Annotated in this window: 23 protein-coding genes; 16 read left to right on the forward strand and 7 right to left on the reverse strand. The window is 62.1% G+C overall.

Going from position 1 to position 24,541, the window contains the following annotated elements; translation table 11 throughout:
- Nucleotides 1-13 precede the first annotated feature (13 nt).
- Nucleotides 14-1,171 (reverse strand): phosphoserine transaminase, encoded by a 1,158-nt coding sequence (locus WD767_17400; GenBank protein ID MEX2617868.1) that lies wholly within the window; start codon nucleotides 1,169-1,171, stop codon nucleotides 14-16.
- A gap of 214 nt (nucleotides 1,172-1,385) precedes the next feature.
- Here WD767_17400 and WD767_17405 point away from each other — a divergent pair, with 214 nt between their 5' ends.
- Nucleotides 1,386-3,167, forward strand: coding sequence for an SLC13 family permease (locus tag WD767_17405; GenBank protein ID MEX2617869.1), 1,782 nt, complete (start codon nucleotides 1,386-1,388; stop codon nucleotides 3,165-3,167).
- 6 nt (nucleotides 3,168-3,173) lie between these two features.
- Here WD767_17405 and WD767_17410 read toward each other — a convergent pair whose 3' ends face one another.
- From WD767_17410 to WD767_17420, 3 genes are all read right to left on the reverse strand, one after another.
- A complete protein-coding gene (locus WD767_17410) occupies nucleotides 3,174-5,003 on the reverse strand; it encodes an SLC13 family permease (protein MEX2617870.1) in 1,830 nt (609 codons plus the stop codon).
- 51 nt (nucleotides 5,004-5,054) lie between these two features.
- Entirely contained in the window at nucleotides 5,055-5,933 is an 879-nt protein-coding gene (locus WD767_17415; protein ID MEX2617871.1) for a DMT family transporter, read from the reverse strand.
- Between the two features lie 79 nt (nucleotides 5,934-6,012).
- Nucleotides 6,013-7,077, reverse strand: coding sequence for a tartrate dehydrogenase (locus WD767_17420; GenBank protein ID MEX2617872.1), 1,065 nt, complete (start codon nucleotides 7,075-7,077; stop codon nucleotides 6,013-6,015).
- Between the two features lie 157 nt (nucleotides 7,078-7,234).
- On the opposite strand from WD767_17420, the gene WD767_17425 reads away from it, so the two are divergent.
- The 4 genes from WD767_17425 (at nucleotide 7,235) to WD767_17440 (ending at nucleotide 11,754) form a co-directional block, all read left to right on the forward strand.
- A complete protein-coding gene (locus tag WD767_17425) occupies nucleotides 7,235-7,465 on the forward strand; it encodes a DUF3126 family protein (protein ID MEX2617873.1) in 231 nt (76 codons plus the stop codon).
- Between the two features lie 20 nt (nucleotides 7,466-7,485).
- A complete protein-coding gene (locus WD767_17430) occupies nucleotides 7,486-8,433 on the forward strand; it encodes an L-threonylcarbamoyladenylate synthase (protein ID MEX2617874.1) in 948 nt (315 codons plus the stop codon).
- 74 nt (nucleotides 8,434-8,507) lie between these two features.
- Entirely contained in the window at nucleotides 8,508-9,941 is a 1,434-nt protein-coding gene (locus tag WD767_17435) for an FAD-binding oxidoreductase (protein ID MEX2617875.1), read from the forward strand.
- 28 nt (nucleotides 9,942-9,969) lie between these two features.
- Complete coding sequence (locus tag WD767_17440; GenBank protein MEX2617876.1) at nucleotides 9,970-11,754, forward strand: acyl-CoA dehydrogenase; 1,785 nt, start codon at nucleotides 9,970-9,972, stop codon at nucleotides 11,752-11,754.
- Here WD767_17440 and folK read toward each other — a convergent pair.
- Together folK and folP are read right to left on the reverse strand one after the other, a co-directional pair.
- A complete protein-coding gene (gene folK, locus WD767_17445; protein ID MEX2617877.1) occupies nucleotides 11,745-12,242 on the reverse strand; it encodes a 2-amino-4-hydroxy-6-hydroxymethyldihydropteridine diphosphokinase in 498 nt (165 codons plus the stop codon). The genes WD767_17440 and folK overlap by 10 nt on opposite strands.
- The gene (folP, locus tag WD767_17450) at nucleotides 12,239-13,099 is read right to left on the reverse strand and encodes a dihydropteroate synthase (GenBank protein ID MEX2617878.1); all 861 of its coding nucleotides are present in this window, start codon (nucleotides 13,097-13,099) and stop codon (nucleotides 12,239-12,241) included. The genes folK and folP overlap by 4 nt, the downstream gene beginning before the upstream one ends.
- 100 nt (nucleotides 13,100-13,199) lie before the next feature.
- On the opposite strand from folP, the gene folB reads away from it, so the two are divergent.
- From folB to WD767_17470, 4 genes are all read left to right on the forward strand, one after another.
- Nucleotides 13,200-13,661, forward strand: a complete 462-nt coding sequence (folB, locus tag WD767_17455; protein ID MEX2617879.1) for a dihydroneopterin aldolase — start codon at nucleotides 13,200-13,202, stop codon at nucleotides 13,659-13,661.
- Nucleotides 13,662-13,980: 319 nt separating this feature from the next.
- Nucleotides 13,981-14,382: a hypothetical protein gene (locus tag WD767_17460; protein MEX2617880.1), complete on the forward strand. Its 402-nt coding sequence runs from the start codon at nucleotides 13,981-13,983 to the stop codon at nucleotides 14,380-14,382.
- Between the two features lie 6 nt (nucleotides 14,383-14,388).
- A complete protein-coding gene (locus WD767_17465) occupies nucleotides 14,389-15,231 on the forward strand; it encodes a hypothetical protein (protein MEX2617881.1) in 843 nt (280 codons plus the stop codon).
- An 80-nt stretch (nucleotides 15,232-15,311) separates the two neighbouring features.
- Nucleotides 15,312-16,247, forward strand: coding sequence for a dihydrodipicolinate synthase family protein (locus tag WD767_17470; GenBank protein MEX2617882.1), 936 nt, complete (start codon nucleotides 15,312-15,314; stop codon nucleotides 16,245-16,247).
- Between the two features lie 53 nt (nucleotides 16,248-16,300).
- Here WD767_17470 and dctP read toward each other — a convergent pair whose 3' ends face one another.
- The gene (gene dctP, locus WD767_17475; protein ID MEX2617883.1) at nucleotides 16,301-17,317 is read right to left on the reverse strand and encodes a TRAP transporter substrate-binding protein DctP; all 1,017 of its coding nucleotides are present in this window, start codon (nucleotides 17,315-17,317) and stop codon (nucleotides 16,301-16,303) included.
- A 133-nt stretch (nucleotides 17,318-17,450) separates the two neighbouring features.
- On the opposite strand from dctP, the gene pcaB reads away from it, so the two are divergent.
- The 7 genes from pcaB to WD767_17510 are packed head-to-tail and all read left to right on the forward strand — an operon-like array spanning nucleotide 17,451 to nucleotide 24,532.
- Entirely contained in the window at nucleotides 17,451-18,800 is a 1,350-nt protein-coding gene (gene pcaB / locus WD767_17480; GenBank protein MEX2617884.1) for a 3-carboxy-cis,cis-muconate cycloisomerase, read from the forward strand.
- 14 nt (nucleotides 18,801-18,814) lie between these two features.
- The gene (locus tag WD767_17485; protein MEX2617885.1) at nucleotides 18,815-19,705 is read left to right on the forward strand and encodes an NAD(P)-dependent oxidoreductase; all 891 of its coding nucleotides are present in this window, start codon (nucleotides 18,815-18,817) and stop codon (nucleotides 19,703-19,705) included.
- Nucleotides 19,706-19,715: 10 nt separating this feature from the next.
- Complete coding sequence (locus WD767_17490; protein MEX2617886.1) at nucleotides 19,716-21,086, forward strand: aromatic ring-hydroxylating dioxygenase subunit alpha; 1,371 nt, start codon at nucleotides 19,716-19,718, stop codon at nucleotides 21,084-21,086.
- Complete coding sequence (locus WD767_17495; protein ID MEX2617887.1) at nucleotides 21,076-21,618, forward strand: 3-phenylpropionate/cinnamic acid dioxygenase subunit beta; 543 nt, start codon at nucleotides 21,076-21,078, stop codon at nucleotides 21,616-21,618. The genes WD767_17490 and WD767_17495 overlap by 11 nt, the downstream gene beginning before the upstream one ends.
- A gap of 12 nt (nucleotides 21,619-21,630) precedes the next feature.
- A complete protein-coding gene (locus WD767_17500; GenBank protein ID MEX2617888.1) occupies nucleotides 21,631-22,137 on the forward strand; it encodes a MaoC family dehydratase in 507 nt (168 codons plus the stop codon).
- 28 nt (nucleotides 22,138-22,165) lie between these two features.
- On the forward strand, nucleotides 22,166-23,326 hold the full coding sequence (locus tag WD767_17505; protein MEX2617889.1) for an acyl-CoA dehydrogenase family protein: 1,161 nt from the start codon (nucleotides 22,166-22,168) through the stop codon (nucleotides 23,324-23,326).
- A gap of 9 nt (nucleotides 23,327-23,335) precedes the next feature.
- Nucleotides 23,336-24,532: a CoA transferase gene (locus WD767_17510; protein ID MEX2617890.1), complete on the forward strand. Its 1,197-nt coding sequence runs from the start codon at nucleotides 23,336-23,338 to the stop codon at nucleotides 24,530-24,532.
- Nucleotides 24,533-24,541 lie beyond the last annotated feature (9 nt).

The raw sequence follows: 24,541 nt of genomic DNA on the forward strand, positions 1-24,541 counted from the left end.
ACGCGTCTTCCTTTCAGACTGTCGTGGCAGCCTCGAGAAATTCTTCATAGGCCCAATCGAGCCACGGCGTCAGCGCCGCCATATCGGCGCTTTCCACAGTCGCGCCGCCCCAGATCCGCAGCCCCGGAGGCGCATCCCGGTATGCACCGATATCGTAGGCCACACCGACTTCATCAAGGCGCTGCGCGATGCGCTTTGGCGCCCCTGCCAGGGCATTCGCATCGAGCGGCACGTTTTCCGACAATGCAAGACAGATGGACGTGCAGGATCGTGTGACCGGTTCCCTGGCCAGGAATTCGATCCAGTCACGTGACGCAACCCACTTGTCGATCACATCGAAATTTGCATTGCATCGCGCGATCAGGGCATCAAGGCCGCCAATGGATTCAGCCCATTTCAATGTATCGATACAATCCTCCACCGCCAGCATCGACGGCGTATTGATCGTCAACCCCTTGAAGGGACCCTCTTCCAGCTTGCCGCCCTTGGTCAGGCGGAAGATTTTTGGCAGGGGACGGGGCGGCACAAAGGATTCGAGCCGTTCGACCGCGCGTGGCGACAGCACCAGCATGCCATGCGCCGCTTCGCCACCAAGCACCTTCTGCCAGGACCACGTCGCGATATCGATCTTTTCCCACGGAATTTCCATCGCGAATACCGCCGATGTTGCGTCACAGAAAGTCAGGCCCTTGCGGTCGGCGGGGATCCAGTCGCCATTCGGCACACGCACGCCGCTGGTCGTTCCGTTCCACGTAAAAACCACGTCGCGGTCGAAATCAACCTGGCCGAGGTCGGGCAACAGCCCGTATTCGGCCTTGAGGGCGCGGACATCCTGCAGCTTCAACTGGTTCGACACATCGTTGACCCAGCCGGCGCCAAATGATTCCCAGGCCAGCATATCGACGCCGCGCGCGCCCAGCATCGTCCACATGGCCATTTCCATGGCGCCCGTGTCGGAAGCCGGCACAATTGCCAGCCGATAATCGTTCGGCAGACGCAACAGCGCACGATGGCGGTCGATGACCTCCGCCAGCCGCGCCTTGCCTTCCGTCGAGCGATGCGACCGGCCCAGAAATGCACCGGCCAGCGCCGCCGGCGTCCAGCCCGGGCGCTTGGCGCAGGGTCCTGAAGAAAAATTCGGGTTCCCTGGTCGTGTGTGCGGCATCGACATTGTCGTTTCCTTTCGCGAAAACAGCGACATGAAATTTCCAGATTTGCGGTAAGCCGAAGCGGCTGCGAGATTAGGGGTCACGTTCCAGACGGTCAACAGCCGGGATGTTGCGGCGCAATATTCTGCGGACGCCATCCTGTTTCAACCTTTATGTGCGTTCTGCGACATTCCGTCATAGGTTAGGGCCAGTCGTATTGAACAGGGTGCCAATCCCGTGACAACCGAACAAATATACATTCTGGTCGTATTAACCGTAACGATGGGACTCTTCGTCTGGGGCCGCTGGCGATATGACATAGTGGCCCTGATGGCGCTGCTGGCGGTCGTGATCGGCGGCCTTGTCCCGGCTTCGGACGCCTTTGCCGGGTTCGGCCATTCCGCCGTCATTACAGTCGCCGCCGTTCTGGCAATCTCCCGGGCCATCCAGAATTCCGGACTGGTCGCCTGGCTGGCGCGCGGCCTGGACCGCAGCGGCAAGGATCCGACCATGCAAACCGGGGCTGTCGTAACCCTCGTCGCGGCGCTGTCGGGCTTCATGAATAATGTCGGTGCGCTGGCGCTGCTGTTGCCGGTTGTGATCCGGACGGCACGGAATGCCGACCGGTCGCCGGCCACGTTGCTGATGCCGCTGTCATTCGGCTCGCTGCTGGGCGGACTGATCACGCTGATCGGCACGCCGCCGAATATCATCATCGCAACCTTTCGCGCGCAATCCGCCGGTGCGCCATTCGGCATGTTCGACTTTGCCCCCGTGGGGATCATCATTGCCATTGTCGGCACCGTTTTCATCGCCGTGATCGGCTGGCGGCTGATTCCCGCGCGGGAAACCGGCGGCGGCGAAGGCGAAATGTTCCAGATTGCCGACTACATCACCGAAGTGGTGGTAACCGAGGAATCGAAAGTCGAAGGGGCGACAATCGCAGAATTGCTTGAACCGGCCGGACAGGGGGAAATCATTGTTGTCGCCCTTCAACGGGGTGGCCGGCGCCGGCCGCGACCCAGCCGATACGAACGATTGCAGGCCGATGACCATCTGATGCTCGAAGGCAGTGCGGAGGCAATCGAAACCGTCATTCACGAAGCCAGGCTGAAACTGGAAGGCACGGCAACCCTCAAGCCCGAAGAACTCGAAACCGAGGACATTTCCCTGATCGAGGCGGTGGTGACACCGACATCTCAACTCCCCGGACGGACCGTGGCGCAATCGATGCTGGACCGGCGATACGGGGTCAACCTTCTGGCGCTTGCCCGACAGGGACGTCCCGTGCGGGAAAACCTGCGTCGCGTGCAGCTTCAGGCCGGCGATGTCCTGTTGCTGCAGGGCAACTCGGACGCCATGCGGGAATCCCTGCACGCCATGGGGTGCCTGCCCCTGGCGGAACGGGACCTCGGGCTGCATCGGACACCCAGCCCCCTGCCCCTCATCATTTTCGCCGCCGCTATCGCACTCGGCGTCTTCGGACTGCTGTCCATCCCGGTCGCTTTCACCGCCGCGGTCGTGGCCCTGATCCTGACGCGCTGTCTGACTCTGCGCGACCTGTACGCCAGCGTTGACTGGCCTGTCATTGTCCTGCTGGCGGCCATGGTGCCGGTGGGCATGGCGGTCGAATCATCCGGTGCTACCGATCTGATCGTCGGCGGCATCGCCGGCCTGTCGGATATCCTGCCACCGTGGTCGATCGTCCTGATCGTCCTGGTTACGGCGATGGTCCTATCGGACATAGTGAACAACGCTGCGACGGCAGTATTGATGGCGCCCCTGGCAATTGGCATCGCGAACCATATGCAGGTCAGCGCCGACCCCCTGCTGATGGCCGTCGCCATCGGTAGTTCCTGTGCCTTCCTGACGCCCATCGGACACCAATCCAACGTTCTGGTCATGGGACCGGCGGGATACCGGTTTGGCGATTACTGGAGAATGGGCCTGCCGCTGGAGATACTGATCGTCGTCGTCGCCGTACCCGCAATCCTCTGGGTCTGGCCGCTACAGGGATAACCAGGCTTACAGCCCATAGAACCAGGGCGCGAACAGGCTGAATACGACCCACAGCAGCCCGACCAGGGGCAGGCCGGCCTTCGCGAAATCGATGAACCGGTATCCCGCCGGCCCCATCACCAGCAGGTTGGTCTGATACCCGACCGGCGACGCGAAGGAACAGTTCGCGGCGAAGACGACGGCGACGGCGAATGGCTCGACCGGCGCGCCGACCGCCTTGGCGACCCCGACGGCTATAGGCGTGAACAGGACCGCCGTCGCCTTGGTGCTGAGAACGTTGGATAGCAAGGCCACCAGCAGGAAGAAGGCGGAAAGGACGATAGGGATCGACGAATTCCCGACAACCGCCAGCATCGCTTCCGCCATGAAATCGGCGCCGCCGGTTTCCTGCATGGCCGCCCCGAGCGCCAGCGCCGATGCGATCAGCATCACAAGCTGCCGGTCCAGCGCCCGCATTGCGTCGCGAACCTGCAACACGCCTGTCGCGACCATGGCGACGGCGCCCGTCAGCGCCGCGACGGAAATCGGAACCAATCCGGTCGCCGCGGAAGCCACAACGGCAAGAAAGATCAGGCCGGCCCGCACTGCGTGATGAACCGCCGGAATTTCCTCCGCCGACCATTCCAGCAGCACCGCATCGTGATCCCCGCGCAACTTGCGGATATCGCGCAGTTGGCCCTGAACAAGAAGCGTATCGCCTGCTTCCATACGAATTTCGGTCAGTCGCTGCCGCAACAGACGGCCCCGCCGCTGTATCCCGACGACAATGCAGTGATGGCGGTAACGGAAACCGAATTCTTCGAGTGTGCGGCCGGTCATGGCGGACCCGGGCGGCACCATGACATCGGCGACGACCTGCCCGCCGATCAGCCAGCGTTCCGGCGATTCGACCTGGTCATCGAGGCGCGGATGCATTGCCGCCGGATCGGCTTTCATGGCGTCGACCAGCGCGTCCCGCGTCGCCGCTACGACAATGACATCCTTATCCTGCAACCGGACATCCATATACGGGGACTCGAATGCGTGCTCACCCCGCTGAACCGTCAGGACCCTCATATCCGGCAGGTTTTCCAGTTTGCCGGAAGTGAATTCCGCTCCGACCAGGTGAGATTTCGGCGTAATCGTGATCTGCGCAATGAACTGTCGGTTATCCTGCGCCAGACCTTCGGCAATATCCTCGTTTTCCGGCAGCAGTCGGGGCGCGACGAACAGGAGATACAGCAACCCGGCGGCAGCGAGGACAATGCCCGGAATGGAAAAATCGAAAAACCCGAACGGGGCTTCGCCCAGTTGGACCAGGGCACTTGATACCAGAAGGTTTGTGGACGACCCGATCAGCGTCGTCATACCGCCCAGCATGGCCGCGAAGCTGAGCGGCATCAGCAGGTGGCTGGGACGCCTGCCCAGACGCTTGGCAATGGCCTGCATGATCGGAATGAAAATAACGACTACGGGGATATTGTTCATCACTGCGCTGACGGCCATAACCGTCGTCAGCGCCATCGTCACGGTCAGCCAGGGGCTGCCACGCCCCGCCGCCAGGACCGTGGCAGCCCCCTTGTCCAGTGCCCCGGTGCGCTCCAGCGCGTCGCCGATGACGAGCAGCCCCAGCACGGCAAACAGGGCCGGGTTTGCGAAACCGGACAACAGGCGCACCGCATCCAGCCGGTTGGCGCCGTCATCCCCCGGGACCGGCAGCAGATGGAACATGATCAATAAGGCGCAAAGGACGCCGAGTGACGTCACCTCCAGCGGCAGCTTTTCCGTCGCGTAAAGAACCAGCGACCCCGCGATCAACGCGAATACCGCCAGCATCTGAATTGTCGCGATTTCCATTATCTTCCCGCCAATGACAACCCACGGAACAGCATTTTATATGTACGCTTATTAATTGGTTCGATTTTTGCCATCGCCCTCATAGGCGATGGCTGGCCGTTTCTTCAGCTTGCTTTCGCGATAGGCAATATAGGTTGCGCTGACGAAAATCATACCGCCGCCCAGGAGCGTCATCGCGTCGGGATGTTCCGCAAACAGGAAGAATCCGAACGCCGTCGCCCAGATCAGCTTGAAAAAATCAATCGGCATGACGACGGCGGTCTCAGCCAGCCGCAATGCCTGGGTGACGCTGAGCTGCGTCACCGTGCCAAAGGCCGCGATCAGCAGCAGCCACAGGTAATGATGAGGTTCCGGCCACAACCAGACCGTGGTCGCGGGCACGAACGACAACACCGTCATGACCAGCGCAAGATAGAATGTGATCGTATGACTGGACTCGGTGCGCCCCAGTATGCGCGTCACGATGATCGCGGCGCCCCAGGCAAGGGCTGAAAACAGCGTCAGCACCGATCCCAGATCGAGTTCGACGATTCCGGGCCGCAGAATCACCAGCGTCCCGGCGAACCCGACGACAATGGCGGCCCAACGCCGGATTCGCACAACCTCGCCCAGGAAGAATATCGCCAGGATCGTGGCGAAGAGCGGCGCGGTAAAGGACAGCGCCGTTACCTGCGCCAGCGGCGAGATGCTAAGGGCGGTGAAGAAGGCCAGCATCGAACTGGTGGTCAGCGCCCCCCGCAACAGGTGCAGCCAGGGATGGCTCGTGCGCAGCGGCGCGATGCCGAGACGAAGCAGCGGGACGGCAAGGAAGACCAGGGCGAACGAGTTCCGGAAGAAGGCCAGTTCGAACGGCTCCAGTGCGGCGCTCATATGCCGGACCGTCGCATGCATACAGACGCCGGTGACTGTTCCCACGAACATGAACATCATCCCGCGCAGACCGGCGGGCAAACTGGCAAACAGCGTGCGCGTGGCGTTTACCAAAGGCAGCTCCGCGCAGGCCGGATCGTCAACCGATAGCCGCTACGATGGCGTCGCCCAGTTCGGATGTCGTCGCCTTGCCGCCCATATCCCGCGTCTTGGGGGCACCGGGATCGGACAGCACCGCTTCGATGGCGTTGTATATCGCCGCCCCGGCCTTTGGCGCGCCGACATGCTCCAGCAAGAGCGCGGCCGACCAGATCTGGCCGATCGGATTGGCGATACCCTTGCCGGCAATGTCGGGCGCGGAGCCGTGCACGGGTTCGAACATGGACGGAAACTCGCGCGCCGGGTTAATATTGGCGGAGGGCGCGACGGCAATTGTTCCGGTAACGCCCGGTCCCAGATCCGACAGAATATCCCCGAACAGATTGCTGCCGACGACGACGTCGAACCAGTCCGGATGCTGTACGAAATGGGCGCACAGGATGTCGATATGGTACTGGTCCGTCTTCACTTCCGGATAATCGGAGGAGAGCAGCTTGAACCGTTCATCCCAGTACGGCATCGTGTGCATGATGCCGTTGGACTTGGTCGCCGAAGTCAGGTGCTTTTTCTTGCGGCTCGCCGCCAGATCGAAGGCGTAGCGCATGATCCGGTCAACGCCCTGGCGGGTAAAGATGTTTTCCTGAAGCACGAATTCCTGCGGCGTGCCTTCATACATGCGGCCGCCTATTTCCGAATATTCGCCTTCGTTATTTTCACGGACAACGAAAAAATCGATATCGCCGGGTTTGTAACCATGCACCGGCGGCGTAATGCCGGGCAGCAGGCGGACCGGCCGTAAGTTCACATATTGCTGGAATTCCCGCCGGATCGGTATCAGCAGGCCCCAAAGCGAAATATGATCGGGAACACCCGGAAAGCCCACCGCACCCAGGAAAATGGCGTCATGATCGCGAAGCTGGTCCAGGCCGTCTTCAGGCATCATCCGACCGGTTTTGGCATAGGTCTCGCAACTCCAGTCATAATGGTCGAACGCCAGTTCGAAGCCGCATTTCCGGCTCGCGGCTTCCAGCGCCTTGATGCCTTCAGGCACCGTTTCGTTCCCGATACCGTCTCCTGGAATCACAGCGATCCTGAATCGTGCCATGTCAGACCTCCCGATTTAAAAAACTGGCGGACACTAACCACTAGTCCGGAAAGAAGAAAGCCCCAACTTACGCCATTTAAATACACCTGGCTTCTTTACAGCCCGGCCGAAAACGCTATGGTCCCATCGTCTCCAAATGCAAGCCAAGGAAGCTGTCGTGAAACGATCAGAACTCCTCAGTGTCGAAAAATACCTGCGCCGCAAGTTCCGCAACAATGCCATCACGCTGAAGGAACAGAAAGACGGTTCGTGCGAAGTCCTGATCGACGATGAATTTATCGGCGTCCTCTTCCGCGACGAAGAGGATGGCGAGCTCTCCTATGCCTTTAACATGGCGATCCTCGATATCGACCTCGAAGACGGGACGGATATCCCGGTTCCCAACTAGGACGCTTCCACAGCCCGATCATGGCGCGTGTCCTCCCCCTTACGCCTGAGAACATCGCGGAAGCCGCCAGGGCACTGAAGGCCGGTGAACTGGTGGCGTTTCCGTCAGAAACCGTTTACGGGCTGGGCGCCGACGCGACCAACGACCGGGCGGTGGCGGCGATATTTGCCGCCAAGGGCCGGCCCCGGTTCAATCCCCTGATCGTCCATGTTCCGGATGCCGAAGCGGCCCGCCACATCGCGGCTTTGCCACCGGTTGCGGAGCGTCTGGCCGCCCGTTTCTGGCCCGGCGCATTGAGCCTGGTTGCGCCCCGGCGAGCCGCTTCCGGCCTGTCGCTTCTGGTCAGTGCGGGCCTTGATACCGTCGCAATCCGTGTACCCGCACATGAAGGCGCGCGGTCCCTGTTGCGCGTGGCGGGTATACCCGTCGCCGCACCCAGCGCCAATGTCTCCGGCCGGATCAGTTCGACGACAGCGCAGCATGTCGTGGCGGAACTCGGCGACCATGTCGCCATTATCCTGGACGGCGGTCCCTGCGCGATTGGCCTGGAATCGACCGTGCTCGACACCACCGGTACGCCCCCGGCCCTGCTACGCGGCGGCGGCGTCACGGCCGAAGACGTCGAGTCGTTTCTGGGCCTCACCCTGATGCTCGCCGGCAGCGAAGACAATGCGCCGAAATCACCCGGCATGCTGACAAGTCATTATGCGCCTGCCCGACACCTGCGAATGAACGCGGTGACCGCGGCCTCCGGCGAGGCGCTGCTGGGTTTTGGCCCGGCGCCGGAAGCCGTGAAAAACCTCAGCGTCACCGGAGACCTGACCGAAGCGGCCGCGAACCTGTTCGCCAGCCTGCGCCTGCTCGATACGCCGCCCTGGACCGGTATCGCGGTCATGAAAATTCCGGAAACCGGCCTGGGCCGGGCCATCAATGACCGGCTGCGGCGGGCCGCCGCGCCACGCGGCTGATCCGGACCCTGTTTGCCGCTTCTTGCGGCGAACGTGGCGATGCAATACATCCCGCTTTGCAGGAAGGAACCAGCATGTCCCCTGAGGACACATTATCGCTACGCGCGGCCGCACTGGCCCGGATCAGGCAGATCGTCGGTCCGAACGGGTGGCATGACACGCCAGCCGATATAGCGCCTTATCTCGCCGAGCAACGCGGCATGTTCCATGGCGACTGCAAGCTTGTGGTGCGCCCGGCCAGCACCAACGACGTCGCCGCCGTGGTGTCGGCCTGCGCCGAAACAGGTATTGCCATCGTGCCGCAGGGCGGCAATACCGGCCTGGTCGGCGGCGGCATCCCGATGGCCGCGGACGCCGCGATCATTCTCAGCCTTGGCCGCATGAACCGGATCCGTGAAATCGATCCCCTGAACGCGACGATTACCGTGGAAGCCGGCTGTATTCTGGCCAATATTCAGGCGGCGGCCGCGGCCGAGGACCGGCTGTTCCCCTTGAGCCTCAGCGCCGAAGGCAGTTGCCAGATCGGCGGCAACCTTTCCACCAATGCCGGCGGCGTCAATGTGCTGCGCTACGGCAACGCCCGCGATCTTGTGCTGGGCCTCGAAGTTGTCCTGCCCGACGGCCGGGTCTGGAACGGATTGAAACGGCTGCGCAAGGACAATACGGGCTACGACCTGAAACAGCTGTATATCGGCGGCGAGGGAACGCTTGGCGTCATCACGGCGGCGGTCTGCAAGCTGTTTCCACGCCCGAAGGATGTACAGACTGCCTTTGTCGGCCTGCGCAGCCTTGATGCGTCGCTCGACCTGCTGGCGCGGGCCCGGTCCGCCAGCGGCGACCGCGTGACCAGTTTCGAACTGATCTGCCACCGGTCCTTTGCCGCGGCTGTGGCGCACATCCCCGGGATTCGCGACCCGCTGACCCGGAAGTTCGACGATTACGCCCTGTTCGAACTGTCCGGCGCCAATGCGAATGGCGACATGGCCGATGCCATGGAAACCCTGCTGTCGGAAGCACTGGCGGCTGGTGAAATCGATGACGCCACCGTTGCACAGTCGGATGGCCAGCGCGCGGATTTCTGGCGCATCCGCGACGCGGTCGTCGAATCGCAGAAATTTCTGGGCGGCAGCATCAAGCACGACATCTCGATCGGCGTCAGCCGCGTGCCGGCGTTCATCCGCCGCACCAATGCGGCGGTGCTGGCCCTGTTACCGGGCGCCCGCCCGGTGCCTTTCGGGCATTGCGGCGACGGCAACATCCATTACAACATCTCGCAACCGCTGGACATGGACCTGGACACGTTCCTGTCGCACCGGGAGGCGATCACGCGGAATGTCTATGACATCGTCGTCGATATGGGCGGATCGTTCAGCGCCGAACACGGCGTAGGGCAGCTCAAGCTGCGTGAAATGGCCCGCTACAAACAGCCGCTGGAACTCGACCTGATGCGCCGGGTAAAATCGGCGCTCGACCCGGACGCGATCATGAATCCGGGCAAGATGCTGTAGATCGTGATTCTCGGACAACGGAATATTCATGAGCACCTACAACGCACCAATCCGGGACATGAAGTTCCTGTTTCACGACCTCGGGCTATTGAAGGCGGTACAGGAACTGCCGGGCTGCGAGGATGCCAGCGCCGATCTGGTGGATGCGATACTCGAAGAATCCGGCAAACTGGCCGGCGGCATCCTGGCGCCGCTGAATACGGTCGGCGATACGGAAGGCGCGGTGCTGGAAAACGGTATGGTGCGCACGGCGAAGGGTTTTACCGAAGCCTATCGGGCCTTTATCGACGGCGGCTGGAACAGCCTGCCCTTCGATCCCAAGAATGGCGGCCAGGGGCTGCCCTGGCTTGTCGGCATGGCTGCCGAGGAAATGTGGTTTTCCGCAAACAGCGCCTGGGCGCTGTGTCCGCTGCTGACCTGGGGCGCGGTGGACCTTCTCGAAGCCCATGCGAGCCCGGAACAGAAGGCAAGGTATCTCGACAAGATGACATCCGGCGAATGGACCGGAACGATGAACCTTACCGAACCGCAGGCCGGATCGGATGTCGGCGCGCTACGCTGCCAGGCGACGCCCGAAGGCGACCACTACCGTATTCGGGGTCAGAAAATCTTCATCAGCTGGGGCGAACACGATATGACGGACAACATAGTCCATCTGGTGCTGGCCCGCACCCCTGACGCGCCTGCGGGGACAAAGGGAATCTCGCTCTTTATCGTGCCAAAGTTTCTGGTCAACGATGACCGATCGCTTGGAGCGCGGAACGATCTGCGCGTCATGTCGCTGGAACACAAGCTCGGCATCCGGGCATCGCCAACCTGCGTCATGTCCTATGGCGAAAATGAAGGCGCTATCGGCTATCTGGTCGGCACGGAAAATCGCGGGCTGAACTGTATGTTCACGATGATGAACAATGCCCGCATTAATGTCGGCCTGTCCGGGCTGGCCATTGCTGAACGGGCCTATCAGCAGGCAGCGGCCTACGCCCGCGACCGGGTGCAGGGCCGTGCCCCGGACGGCGCCCCGCAATCGATTATCCGGTATCCCGACGTCCGGCGCATGTTACTGACAATGAAAGCCAGCACTGAGGCGATGCGCGCGGTCACCTTGGACACGGTGACATACCTGGACCGGTCCCGGCGGGCCCGGACGCCCGAAGATCGCGCCAGGGCGCAAACCCGGCTGGAGCTGATGACCCCGATCGTGAAAGCGTGGTGTACGGACCTTGGTGTGGAGGTTGCGTCGCTTGGCATACAGGTGCATGGCGGCATGGGCTATATCGAAGAGATCGGGGCCGTGCAGCATCTGCGTGACGCCCGCATTGCGCCGATATACGAAGGCACCAATGGCATCCAGGCCATCGACCTGCTGACCCGCAAGGTGTTGCGCGACGGCGGCGATGCCGTGAAAACCTATATCGGCGAAATCGATACGCTGCTGGCATTGCTGGACGCGCAGCCGGACCCCGCCTTCAAGGCAATCTGCAGCCAGCTCGCCAGGGCGGTGCAGGCGCTTTGCACGACAACGGACTGGCTGCTGGAACAGGGCAGTGAGGGTTCCGACCGGGCGCTGGCCGGGGCGACGCCTTATCTGCGGCTGTTCGGCACCGTCGCCGGCGGCGCGATGATGGCCCGCAGCGCGCTTGCAGCGCAGGCGGCGCTGGAAAGCGGCGCGGGGGATACAGCCTTTCTCAAGGCGAAACTCGTGACGGCCAGATTCCACGCGGAAAATATCCTGCCGCAGGCCGAGGCGCTGGTCGACCCGATCTGCGACGGACATGCCGCGATCCTCGCCCTGCCCGAGGATCAGTTCTGATCGCTGGGGGCGAACAGACGAACGTCCTTATCGGGCGGCAGCGCTGCCAGCATGTCCGAAACGCTTTGCCCCGTGGCGGGATGCCGGAACTTGGCCGCGATATCGTTCAACGGCTGCAAAACGAAGCGACGCTCCGCGATGCGGGGATGCGGCACCGTAAGTTCCGGTAGGTCAATCGCCTCGTCACCGTAGAACAGAATATCAAGGTCAATCGCCCGTGGCCCGAAACGCTGGCCCGGTATCCGCCCAAGCGCCTTTTCGATGGACTGCGTCGCCGCCAGCAACGCCAGCGGCGCAAGGCCGGTCCTCGCCAGGACGGCCATGTTCAGAAACGCGGGCTGGTCGGTCACGTATTTCGGCGCGGTTTCATAAACCCGCGAGCGTTTCTCGATGGTTGCAATTGCCGACAGCCGCTCCACGGCCGCGTCGATCTGCGCCGCCCGGTCGCCCAGATTGCTGCCCAGCGCGATATAAACCGGAACGGTCATGTCAACGGCGCCCGCAGCATTGCGTCAGTCATCCGGGCAACCTGCGCCATTTCAGCCACGTCATGCACCCGCACGATATCCGCACCGCGAATGATGGCCAGCGCCACAGTAGCGGCGGTGCCGAACTGTCGGGCGTTTACCGGCGCATCCAGCACCTTCCCGATGAACGATTTCCGGCTCGCGCCAAGCAGCAGCGGATAGCCAAGCGCCCTGAATTGATCCAGATGGTTTATCAGCGCCAGATTCTGATTGACCGTTTTGCCGAACCCAAGTCCCGGGTCGAGGATAATCCGGTCCGGCTCAATACCGGCATCGCGGGCCTGCTGCGCCAGTGCGGCGAGTTCGCCGCCGACCTCTCCCAGCAGGTCGCCGTAATCTGGCGGAATATACCGTCCGCCGAGCCGGGCATCGATTTCGGCATGCCCCGGCCTGCTGCGGTTATGCATCAGGATCACGGTCGCTCCGCGCGCCGCCGCCAGAGTCGCCATATCCGGGTCCGCCCGCAAGCTCCAGACATCGTTGATAATATCCGCGCCGGCATCGAGCGCTGCTTCCGCCACCTTCGCCCGGTAAGTATCGATGGAGACGACCATATCAGGCAGGGCATCGCGAACCGCGGCGATGACCGGCAGGACGCGCGCCGCCTCGGCTGCGGCGCCGATCGCCTCTGCCCCCGGACGCGTACTTTCACCTCCGATATCGACGATATCCGCGCCGGACGCGGCAAATGCCCTGGCTTGCGCAACCGCCGCCGCCGTCGACGCCACGCCATCGCCGGAAAAAGAATCGGGCGTGACGTTCAAAATGCCCATCACATGGGTTCTTGCCCCCCAGGTAAACCGTTCCTCAAGCCGCATGCGGCAATTCTCCATCAAGGCAGGTGGGCGGCGGCGGTTGCCGACCGCTATGTCCGGCACCATAATATGTCAAATCACCTAGCCTTGGAGGATATCCCCTTTGACGACCGCAGGCACGCCCCTTGCCCCGGCGAAAACAGTCGATGCCACAGCGGCGCAATCGGCCCCCCCAACCTATAGGATTTTTGTCCGTGATCTCGTGATTCCCTGGGAAATCGGTATCTATGACCATGAACATGATGCACTGCAACGGGTTCGCATCAATATCGATCTGATCGTGCTTGAAGCCGACAAATTCGACGCGGACCGTTACCGGCAGGTGGTCTGTTACGCGGAGGTGGTCAAGAGGGTTCAACAGTTGGCTCGTGAAGGGCGTATCAATCTGGTCGAAACCCTGGCGAGCCGCGTTGCGGACCTCTGCCTGTCGGATAACCGGGTCGAACGGGTTACGGTACGCGCGGAGAAGCTGGACGCCATCGCGGAAGTGTCCAGCGTCGGCATTGAAATCGAGCGCAGCCGAGCCGGGCCGAGGGAAGGTCCCGTCCGGATCGTGCGGGACTAGTTCAGATCGTGTTTGAATGGAACCGCAACCGGTTCGATTCAAACCTGATGTGCTATGGAGTGCACTACGACCGTAGCCGACCGAATCGCCGCACATGAGACTATCGATCAGACTCGTCGTTTTGTGTTAGCATCGGAAAATGCGTCGAATTATATTAGCTACCCTGGCGTTATTTCTGACCGGCTGCGCCGGTGAACCCAGAGTCCATGCGGTCATACAGGATCGCGCCTACAGCCCGTCGGAATTCCGATACGCATCCCAATACAAGATACTGCCGACCGTTATTTCCGGAAACCCCTTTCCTGCACCGGACCGGCTGGTGCACAATAACATTCTGGTCGCCATGCAGCCCGAGAACTGGTGGTTCAGCGAGGCGTTTACACCCCGCACCCGATTTACAGAGGTTCCGGCCGACGGGGATATATCGTCATATCGCGTCAATGTGTCGCTAAACCCGTCCGACAGCATGGATCCGGCCAGTTACTGCCTGCCACCGGCCGAAACGCCTCCGAAAGAAACCTCGACACGCAGCGTGACCGCGCGAATGGCCTTCTGCCGCGACACTCTGCTTCTGTCGACCAGCCACGGCGCCGTTAAAAATATCGACGGTTCGACTCACCCCCGCTTCCGGGAAATGATAACGCGCATGACCATGGCCCTGTTCCCGCAACGAGAGCACGACAATGACTGCGGTCCGCTGAAACGCCGGCCTTCCTGCTGAAATTCCATGGACGTCAATCGCGGCATTTACTGGATACAGGGCCAGAGCGACGGTGAATGGCGAAACCTTCAACGCTGCGCCGACCACACCGACGCCATATCCAAACTGGCGCCGCTGACCGGTGACCGGCGCTACCGCGAACTGCGGCTTGTTCTGGCGCAGGCGCAGCGGGGAAGGATCGAATACAAGACGCTGGTGAAGGTTCGCGACGGCGAAATCATTTCCGGTTCCTCGCTGCTGGAAACGCTCCTGCCGACGGAGCCGTTAGCGGTTTCGGCCACGGCGCCGGTGGAACGCAACCAGCGCTGGCGGATAGCCGCCCTCTCCGTGTTGCTGGTTGCCGCCATCGCCTCAGGAGTCGCCATCGCGCAAAAATATCCGCAACTGGCGCTCGCCCTATACACATCGTTCGACCGGGAAACGGAACCCACGGCCTGGACCATCGTTCCCAAGAAAGAAACCGCCGCTACCGGCACCTTTGAGGAGCGCCTCTTCGATGCCGTCGATGCCAACGACAGTACGGCAATCCGGCGATTGATGGCAACGCGCCCGGGGGATCTGCGCCTCGATGAATTGTTCCTTTACGTCGATGACGGCTGGGGAACAGGACCTCGCCAGATCGCCGATTATGCCCTGCTCGGCAGTAATTTCGCCGCAGCCGACGCATTGCTTGCAACGGGCGCCACGCCCAGCGAATGGCTGTTGACGCTTGTAAAGCGCCGCGGCGATGAGGAACGCCTGAAGCCCGCCATCGGCCTGCTGAACGAATTCGGCCTTGCCCGTCCCCTATCATTCAATTCGGCGATCAGCGAAACCGCCCGGGAATTCGAGGGCGACGTCCCAAACTAGGTTTGTACCGCAATGCTACAGGGACTATGCTGCGGTCAATTTCAGATACAGATTCAGATACAGATATTGAGGGAAGCATCATGGCGAATACTGAACGTTTTTCCGGCGTCATCGCGCCGGCGCTCACCCCGTTCAAGGCTGACCTTTCGCCGGATACGGAGCGCTTCGTAAAGCATTGCAACTGGCTGCTGGAACAGGGCTGTGCCGGACTGGCGGTTTTTGGCACGACCAGCGAAGCGAACTCACAGTCGGGCGCGGAACGCATGGCGCTGCTTGAAGCGCTCGTCAAATCAGGTATCGACCCGAAGGTGTTGATGCCCGGAACCGGCGCGACGTCGATCACCGAAGCCGTCGAACTGACCAGGCATGCGGTCGATCTCGGCTGCGGCGGTGTCCTGATGCTGCCGCCCTATTACTACAAGAATGTCGATGATGACGGGATTTTCCGCTTCTTCGACGAAGTGATACAGCGCATCGCCGATGACCGGTTGCAGGCCTATCTGTACCATATTCCGCCGCAGACCGTGTTCGGCTTCTCCCTGGATCTGATCGGACGCCTGATCGATGCCTATCCCGGGACAGTGGTGGGCCTGAAGGACAGTTCCGGCGACTGGGACAACATGGCGGCGATCCTGAAGAATTTTCCCGGATTCAATATGTTCCCCGGCGCCGAAAATCACATGCTGGCGGGCCTTCGCAACGGCGCCGCCGGCTGCATTACCGCCACGGCAAACGCCAACCCGGCGAAGCTGCGCGAACTGTATGACAAGTGGCAGACGCCGGAAGCCGACGAACTGCAGGCGACGATCACGGCGCTGCGCAAGACCATTCAGAGCTTCCCCATGGTCCCGGCGCTGAAAGAGATCATCGCCCATTTCACCGGTGACAGCGGCTGGAAGGTCAATCGCCCGCCGTTCACGCAGATGGGCGCGGAAGAGGTCCGGAAACTCTTCGTGGAACTGGAAAAGCACAATTTCACGCTGGAACAGCCGAAACTGGCCATGGCCGGCAACTGAACCCGGCGCGGTAGACGCATTAACAATAAGGGCGCGGGCCGGCTGCGCGGGGTTCAATCGCCGCGTTGCCGGTCTATCGCATCCAGCGCCGCCTGCACCCGCGCGACGAAGCCCTTGTCCATTTCCAGCGCCGTCACCAGCGCGGGCTGTTCCCGCAGCAGATTCAGGCGCATCGCCTTTCGGTCGTCCTTCGACGGCGTGGCGAAGGCGATGCCTTTATGCGATACGACGTCGCGGGCAGCGGACTGTTCCCGGGCGGCGAAGCCGCGCATGTCGTCCACCGCCGCATCCCAGCTTTCCGTCAGCAGTGCGCGCTCCGCGTCGGAGAATGCGTCCCAGCGACGGCGGTTCATGATCGGCGTATACTGATAGAAGACCTGATCATCGATAAACGCGTATTTCACACCGGCGTCCCACAGCGCTTCGTCACGCACGAAGGAATGGGTTGTCAGGAGCCCGCCGATCAAACCGTCCTGCATCGCGCCTTTCAGATTGGCCAGCGGCACCCGCCGCGGCGTCGCACCAAGCACCAGATAACGGGCCAGATCGTCGCTGCCACCCGGCACGCGGATATTCAACCCGTCCAGATCCGCGTAGGATTCCGCCTTCCGGGCAGAGAGGTATATCTGACCCAGCCCCAGGTTGATGCGGCGCCCGAGAACCCTGACGTTGATTGCCTGTTCCAGCGCGCCATCCAGTTCCCGGCCCAGCGGACCGTCGAATACCGCCATGGCGTCGTCGCCGCTGCGGCCGTAAAAGGCCGGCAGGGCCGAAACACGGAAATCGGGTACAATTCGCGCCACATGCCACCAGCCGGGCACCGCCATATCGAAAACGCCTTCGGCAACCGCGTTGATGACATGGGCGCCATCGAATCGGGTTTCGTCATGGCGCAGCCTGACCACGAGCCGGTTGCCGGATTCCGCCGCGACCTTCGCGGCCCAGCGTTCAAGCGCCTGATTGCGGATATGTTCCTTCGCGGTGGGCAGCGCCACCTCGATAACCGTTTGCGCCGCCACGGATTGTAGGCAGGCGAAAACCAGCGCCGCTGCGAAAAATACGTATTTCATTACAGGGGTTTGCCAGTTTTTCCGCGACAGGAAAAGTGCAATTGTTCCGCAAGACACTAGGTTTTCCCGCGCAAACTTGTCAATCTGTGTGCCGCCGTTGAAATATACCTCAACAAAAAGGAAAGAAAACCGAATGGCTTCGACCGCTTTCGATTCCGAAATATTCCAGAACCTGTTCGGCACCGAAGCAATGCGGCGGGTTTTTTCCGACGAAGCGCTGCTGCAGAAATACCTGGATGTCGAAGCGGCGCTGGCCAGGGTGCAGGCGCGACTGGGGATCATCCCGCAGAACGCCGCCGACGAAATCATCGCCAAGGCGAAATACGAAAACCTGGACATGGACCGCTATCGCGAGCGCGTGGACCAGGTGTTTTACCCGATCCTGCCGCTGGTCGAAGGCCTTGTCGCCGCCTGTGACGACGGGTTGGGCGAATACTGCCATTGGGGTACGACGACCCAGGATATCATGGACAGCGCCTATTCGATGCAGGTGCGCGAGGCGCTGGAAATCATCGATGCCGATCTTGCCGCGATCGCCGGATTGCTGGCGAAACTGGCCCGGGAACACCGCGACACGGTGATGGCGGGACGCAGCCATCTGCAGCAGGCCCTGCCGGTAACCTTCGGCTACAAGGTGGCCGGATGGCTGTCCGGGATCGAGCGAAACCGCCAGCGCCTGGCGGAACTGCGTCCCCGCGCAACCATGGCGCAGTTCAGCGGCGCGGCGGGAACCCTCGCATCGCTTGGCAAGGACGGCTTCGCGATACAGGAAGGCGTCGCGGACGAACTGGGGCTGGAACGACCGGAGATCGCCTGGCACACCATGCGCGACACCGTGGCGGAGGTGATTACCTTCCTCGGCATCCTCACCGGCACGCTCGGCAAGATCGGCACCGATGTGCTGATGCTGATGCAGACCGAGGTCGGCGAGGTCTTCGAACCCTTTACACCCGGCCGCGGCGCCAGCAGCACGATGCCGCAGAAGCGCAATCCCATTTCCTGCGAGTTGATGACTGTCGCCGCGCGGGGCGTCCGGCAGTATGTCGCGATGGTCCTGGACGGCATGCTGCAGGACCATGAGCGCGCCTCCGGCGGCTGGCATGTGGAATGGATATCTATCCCGCAGGCTTTCATCCTGACCGCCGGATCGCTGCGTCAGGCGCGCGACATGCTGGACGGGCTGATCGTCGACAAGGACCGGATGCTGCGCAACCTGGAACTGACCAACGGGCTGATCGTATCCGAAGCCGTGATGATGGGCCTGGCGCCGCATATCGGGCGGCAGGTGGCCCATGACCTGGTCTACGACGCCTGCCGGGACGCGGTAACGTCGAACCGACAGCTATACGACGTGCTTGTGGAAATGCCTGTAATAACGGAAAAACTGTCCCGAAAAGATATCGCCGCGCTGTGCGATCCGGCAAACTATACGGGCCTGGCTGGCGAGATGGTCGACCGGCTGCTGGCCAGAACGGGACATTGAGAGGAGAAACCGCCATGAAACTGGGGTTCGTCGGAACCGGCGCGATGGGAGCGCCGATGTCGCTGCGGCTGATCGAACAGGGTCACGAACTCGTCGCCTATGACATCAATGCCGCCTCGATGCAGCCGATCCTGGATGCAGGCGCGACAGCAGCGCAATCCCCGAAGGACGTGGCGGACAAGGCGGAAATCGTATTCGTCAGCGTACCGAACAACAATGCGGTTCGCGCGGCCGTCCTGGGCGATGACGGCGTCATCGCCGGCAGCAGGGTCCGGCTCTATGTCAGCCTGTGCACCACCGGTTCGCCGCTTGCGAAGGAAATCGCGACAGCGCTGGCGGCGAAATCGATTGTGACCGTGGAATCGCCGATCAGCGGCGGCCCGCCGGGCGCCGTGGCCGGCACGCTTTCGGTCATGGCATCCGGCCCTGAAGACGCCTTCCGGGAAGTGGAGCCGATGCTGCGCGCATGGGGCAAGATCACCTATGCGGGGTCGGCACCCGGTGCGGCCCAGGTGCTGAAACTGGCCAACAACATCCTGTCGGCGACGGCGCTGGCCGCCACCGCCGAGGCCATCGTCATGGGGGTCAAGGGCGGCCTCGACCCCGCGGTCATGCTGCAGGCAATCAACGCCGGCAGTGGCCGCAACAGCGCCACCATGGACAAGTTTCCACGCGATGTCCTGACCCGCAATTTTCAATATGGCGCGGCAATGGATATCCTGATGAAGGATACGGATCTGGCGCTGGCGGAGGGCGAGGCGCTTGGCGTGGACATGAAGGTCTGCGACCAGGTCCGGAACATGTTCCGGGCGGCCATCGATGCGGGCATGGGAAAGCAGGATATCACCTGCATCGTGCACCGCATCGAACAGCAGGCCGGTGTCGAAATTCCGAAGGTGCGTTAGGCATACGGCAATGGATACGGTTTCCGAACAGGACTTGCGGCGCCTGGTCGATGCTGACAACGGGACAGTCAGCCGGGAAATATTTATCGACCGGGCGATTTTCGACCGGGAAATGGCGCGCATATTTTCCCGTGCATGGCTGTTCGTGGGGCATGAGGGCCTGATCCCCAAGCCGGACGATTTCTTTGCCTCACGGATGGGCCGGGACCCGGTAATCCTGACCCGCAACAGACAGGGCGAAATCCTCGTCTTTCTGAACAGTTGCACCCATCGCGGCATGAAGCTGTGCCGATACGATCAGGGCAATGCCCGCGCCTTTACCTGCCCCTATCACGGCTGGAGTTTTTCCACCAACCGCGACATCGTCGATGAACCGGGCGAACTGGTCGGCGTCCCGCATTTCGAGGCCGGCTACGGCGACCGGCTGGACCGCAGGCGCTGGGGGCTGGTGCGCTGCCCGAATGTCACCGTCTACAAGGGCACGATCTGGGCCAACTGGGATGCCGGCGCGCCCCCGTTCCTCGACTGGCTGGGCGATATGCGCCGTTACCTGGATTTCGCGCTGGACCACCGCGACGGTCGCCCCGGCGGGTCGGAGGTCATCGGCGGGGTACAGAAGTGGCGCGTGAAAACCAACTGGAAATTCGTCGCGGAGAACTTTGCCGGCGACATGTATCACGACATCAGTCACCGCTCGGTCGATGCCGTGGGGATCGGCCCCGGCGGCAAGGGGCGGCGCGACGCGCAACGGCCCCGTCTCGCCATCGGGTTCAGCGCGTTGGGACACGGTGTGCTGGGCGAACTGCCGCATACGGTGGAGCCCGAATACGCACCGACCTTCGCCAGCGACCCGGAGGTCGAAGCCTATTACCGCCGGATCTACGACGACCGGGTCCGAAACCTCGGTAACCAGCCACGAGTCACGAATTCGGTCGGCACGATCTTCCCCAATATGTCGTTTCATAGCCGGCAGCCGCGCACCATCCTGATCACCCATCCGATCAGCCCGACGGAGGTGGAACTCTGGCGGCTGTACCTGGTGGACGCGGACGCGCCGCAACCGGTCAAGGATGCCGCGCGCCACTACTACCTGCGCTATTCCGGCCCCGGCGGCATGACCGAGGCCGACGATATGGAAAACTGGACCTACGCGACCGACTCCAGCGCCGGCGCCATCGCGCGGCGGCACGATTTCAACTACCAGCTGGCGCTCGGCCACGCCAAACCGGCGCCGGGGCTTCGCGGCGCGGTTCAGAGCGGAACCTATTCGGAAGAAAACCAGCGGATATTCTATCGCCGCTGGACGCAGTTCATGACCGGCGGCGACTGGTCCGAACTGATGCCGCAGACCACATCCGTTGAGGCGGATAATGCGGACTGATCGGCGGACAGCGCTGGAACGGCTGTTCCTGCAACGGGAAATCGAAGAATTCCTCAGCGTTGAAGCCGAACTGCTGGACGCCCGCCGCTTCGAGGACTGGCTGGTGCTGCTGGCCCCCGATATCCGCTACTGGATGCCGATGATGCGGAATGTGCATTCCGCGCGCGGGACAGACGAGTCCACGCGGGAACAGGCCGACGCCAACTGGATGGACGAAGGGATTGAAACCCTGACCCAGCGCATCCGGCAGCTTGCCACCGGCATTCACTGGGCGGAGGAGCCGGTATCGCGGACCACCCATATGGTCAGCAACGTCCGGTTGCTGGATATTCGGGACGGCACGCCTTGCGAAGTAGACACGTCCTGCCGCTTTCTGGTCTACCGGAACCGGCAGCAGGACGAAGCCGACACCTTCATCGGCAAGCGGCTGGATACGCTGCGCCAGACGGAGGATGGATGGCGGCTCGCGCGACGCGAAATCCGGCTCGACCAGAATGTGCTGCTGGCGAAGAATCTGACGACATTTTTCTAGAAAGAGTATTCGATGGTTTATGAAAGCAAGGAAGTGGCCCCGCAGCGCTATCGCGAGGAAATCGGCCGTTATTATGAGGATTTCACCGTCGGCGATGTCTACGAACACCGCCCGGGCCGTACCATCACGGAAACGGATAACAGCTGGTTCACGCTGCTGACGATGAATACCCATCCGCTGCATTTCGATGCGGAATACGCCGCGAAGAGCGAGTTCGGCAAGCCGCTGGTCAACAGCGCCCTGACACTCGCCATCGTGGCCGGGATGAGCGTCAGCGACACCAGCCAGAAGGCCATCGCCAATCTGGGCTGGAACGATATCAAGCTGACCGCCCCGGTGTTCAACGGTGACACGATCTATGCCGAAAGCGAAGTGCTGGAGAAACGCGAATCCTCCTCCCGCCCGACCCAGGGCATCGTCACGATCAGGACAATCGGCAAGAAGGCCGACGGTACGGTCTTCATGTCCTATGTCCGGACCATGCTGATCCCGAAACGCGGCCACGGCATCGACAACTGACAACCCCAGAAGAAACGGAGCGTCCGTCATGCCGGATCCGGCAAGCAGCAGCGAAGAAGAACGGCTGATCCTCGACAGCGTCGGGCAGTTCCTCGAACGCGACGTCAAACCCTATGCCATGCATCTGGAGCATGAGGATATCTGGCCCGAGGAAATCGTCGGCAAGATGGCCGAACTCGGCCTGTTCGGCTCGATCATCCGCGAGGAATATGGCGGGCTCGGCCTGTCCTGCAGCACCTATGCGAAGATCGTCGAGGCGGTCAGCCGGGAATGGATGTCGTTGTCGGGCATCTTCAATTCGCACCTCATCATGGCGTCCTGCGTGCAGCGCAACGGGACCGAGGAACAAAAACGCAAATGGCTGCCGAAATTCGCATCCGGTGAAATCCGCGGCGGGCTCGCGCTGACCGAGCCCAATTGCGGCACCGACCTGCAGGCGATCCGCACCCGCGCCGACCGCGACGGCAACGGTTACCGCATCAACGGCACCAAGACCTGGATTTCCAACGGCATCCACGGCCATTGCTTTGCGGTCATGGTAAAAACCGATCTGAACGCGGAGCCGCGCCACAAGGGCGTCAGCGTCTTCCTGGTCGAAAAGGGCGAAGGGTTCAGACCGTCCCGAAAGCTGGAGAAACTCGGCTACAAGGGGATCGATTCCGCCGAACTGCTGTTCGAGAACTGCCACGTTCCGGCGGAGAACCTGATCGGCGGCGTCGAAGGCCAGGGCTTCCGGCATATCATGGGCGGGCTGGAACTGGGCCGGATCAACGTCGCCGCGCGCGGCGTCGGCGTTTCGCAGGCCGCACTGGACGAATCCGTGAAATATTCCCAGCAGCGCGAAACCTTCGGCAAGCCCATCGCCGAACACCAGGCCATCCAGCTCATGCTCGCGGATATGGTGACCCGGACCGAGGCCGCGCGGCTGCTGGTCTACCGGGCCGCCGACGCCTTCGACCGCGGCGAACGCTGCGACATGGAGGCCGGCATGGCCAAGCTGTTCGCCACCGAAGCCGCCGTCACCAATTCGATGGATGCGCTGCGGGTCCATGGCGGCTACGGCTATTCCAAGGAATTTCCCGTCGAACGCTATTACCGGGATGCCCCGCTGCTGACCATCGGCGAAGGCACCAACGAGTTGCAGCGTATCATCATCGCGCGTCAGCTCATCGCCCGTAACCCCATTTAGGAGACCGCAATGCTACCGCTGTCAGGCGTGCGTGTGCTCGCCGTCGAACAATATGGCGCGGGCCCCTGGGGCACGCAGTACATGGCCGATCTCGGCGCCGAGGTCATCAAGATAGAGAACCCGAAGGATGGCGGCGACATGAGCCGCAGCGTCGGGCCGTTCTTTATCGATGACGGCGAAAGCAGCTCCGGCAGCCTGTTCTTCCAGAGCATCAACCGCAACAAGCGCAGCCTGACGCTCGATCTCGGCAGCCCGGAAGGACAGGCCGTGCTGCACGACTTCGTGCCGACCGCCGATGTCGTGGCCTGCAACCTGCGCGGCGACGTTCCGGAAAAACTGGGCCTTACATACGAAACGCTGGGCAGGATCAATCCTCGGATCGTCTGCGCCTTTCTGACCGCCTATGGCCGCGAAGGACCGCGCCAGAAATGGCCCGGTTACGATTACCTGATGCAGGCCGAAGCCGGCTATTTCTCGCTCACCGGCGAACCTGAAGGCAACCCGACGCGCATGGGCCTGTCCATCGTCGACCTGATGACCGGGCTTGGCATGGCCTATACGGCCGTTTCCGCCGTCCTGGCCGCGCGGATGACCGGCGTGGGACGGAATGTCGACGTGAACCTGTTCGATCTGGCGATGACCAACCTGTCCTATCCCGGCACATGGTACCTGAACACCGGCCACAACCAGGGCCGCGAACCGCGATCCGGGCACCCGGCCTTGACGCCCTGCGCCCAGTACAGGACCAGGGACGGCTGGGTCTTCCTGATGTGCAACAAGGAAAAATTCTGGCCGGCGCTGTGCAACGCCATCGGCCGACCCGAATGGGCGAGCGATCCACGTTACCTGACCTTCAAGGACCGGCTGGCGCGGCGGCCGGAAATCCAGGACATGCTGGACGAGCAGCTTTCGACGAAGACAACCGCGGAATGGCTTGAAATCTTCGCCGGGACGGTCCCCGCGGCGCCGATCCTCGACGTGGCGCAGGCGCTGGACAATCCCTATGTCACCGGGAACGGCAAGATACAGACATTGCAGCATCAGAACGGCAGCGCGTTCCGGATGCTGGACGCGCCGTTTCATACGGGCGAGCCGACGCCGAACCGGCCCGGTCCCGAACTGGGGCAGGATACGGACGATCTGCTGGAAGAACTGGGCTACGACGCGGCCCGGATCGCAAAATTGAAGGACGCCAAAATCGTCTGAACTGCGTCG

The sequence above is a fragment of the Alphaproteobacteria bacterium genome (genome assembly GCA_040905865.1).
GTDB lineage: Bacteria > Pseudomonadota > Alphaproteobacteria > UBA8366.

What these genes read in the sequence shown, in the direction of transcription:
- WD767_17400 (MEX2617868.1), bottom strand. Translation starts at nt 1,171, where the DNA reads ATGTCGATGCCGCACACACGACCAGGGAACCCGAATTTTTCTTCAGGA.
- WD767_17410 (MEX2617870.1), bottom strand. Translation starts at nt 5,003, where the DNA reads ATGGAAATCGCGACAATTCAGATGCTGGCGGTATTCGCGTTGATCGCG.
- WD767_17415 (MEX2617871.1), bottom strand. Translation starts at nt 5,933, where the DNA reads ATGATGTTCATGTTCGTGGGAACAGTCACCGGCGTCTGTATGCATGCG.
- WD767_17420 (MEX2617872.1), bottom strand. Translation starts at nt 7,077, where the DNA reads ATGGCACGATTCAGGATCGCTGTGATTCCAGGAGACGGTATCGGGAAC.
- WD767_17430 (MEX2617874.1), top strand. Translation starts at nt 7,486, where the DNA reads ATGGCGCGTGTCCTCCCCCTTACGCCTGAGAACATCGCGGAAGCCGCC.
- WD767_17435 (MEX2617875.1), top strand. Translation starts at nt 8,508, where the DNA reads ATGTCCCCTGAGGACACATTATCGCTACGCGCGGCCGCACTGGCCCGG.
- WD767_17440 (MEX2617876.1), top strand. Translation starts at nt 9,970, where the DNA reads ATGAGCACCTACAACGCACCAATCCGGGACATGAAGTTCCTGTTTCAC.
- folK (MEX2617877.1), bottom strand. Translation starts at nt 12,242, where the DNA reads ATGACCGTTCCGGTTTATATCGCGCTGGGCAGCAATCTGGGCGACCGG.
- folP (MEX2617878.1), bottom strand. Translation starts at nt 13,099, where the DNA reads ATGCGGCTTGAGGAACGGTTTACCTGGGGGGCAAGAACCCATGTGATG.
- WD767_17465 (MEX2617881.1), top strand. Translation starts at nt 14,389, where the DNA reads ATGGACGTCAATCGCGGCATTTACTGGATACAGGGCCAGAGCGACGGT.
- WD767_17470 (MEX2617882.1), top strand. Translation starts at nt 15,312, where the DNA reads ATGGCGAATACTGAACGTTTTTCCGGCGTCATCGCGCCGGCGCTCACC.
- dctP (MEX2617883.1), bottom strand. Translation starts at nt 17,317, where the DNA reads ATGAAATACGTATTTTTCGCAGCGGCGCTGGTTTTCGCCTGCCTACAA.
- pcaB (MEX2617884.1), top strand. Translation starts at nt 17,451, where the DNA reads ATGGCTTCGACCGCTTTCGATTCCGAAATATTCCAGAACCTGTTCGGC.
- WD767_17485 (MEX2617885.1), top strand. Translation starts at nt 18,815, where the DNA reads ATGAAACTGGGGTTCGTCGGAACCGGCGCGATGGGAGCGCCGATGTCG.
- WD767_17490 (MEX2617886.1), top strand. Translation starts at nt 19,716, where the DNA reads ATGGATACGGTTTCCGAACAGGACTTGCGGCGCCTGGTCGATGCTGAC.
- WD767_17495 (MEX2617887.1), top strand. Translation starts at nt 21,076, where the DNA reads ATGCGGACTGATCGGCGGACAGCGCTGGAACGGCTGTTCCTGCAACGG.
- WD767_17500 (MEX2617888.1), top strand. Translation starts at nt 21,631, where the DNA reads ATGGTTTATGAAAGCAAGGAAGTGGCCCCGCAGCGCTATCGCGAGGAA.
- WD767_17505 (MEX2617889.1), top strand. Translation starts at nt 22,166, where the DNA reads ATGCCGGATCCGGCAAGCAGCAGCGAAGAAGAACGGCTGATCCTCGAC.
- WD767_17510 (MEX2617890.1), top strand. Translation starts at nt 23,336, where the DNA reads ATGCTACCGCTGTCAGGCGTGCGTGTGCTCGCCGTCGAACAATATGGC.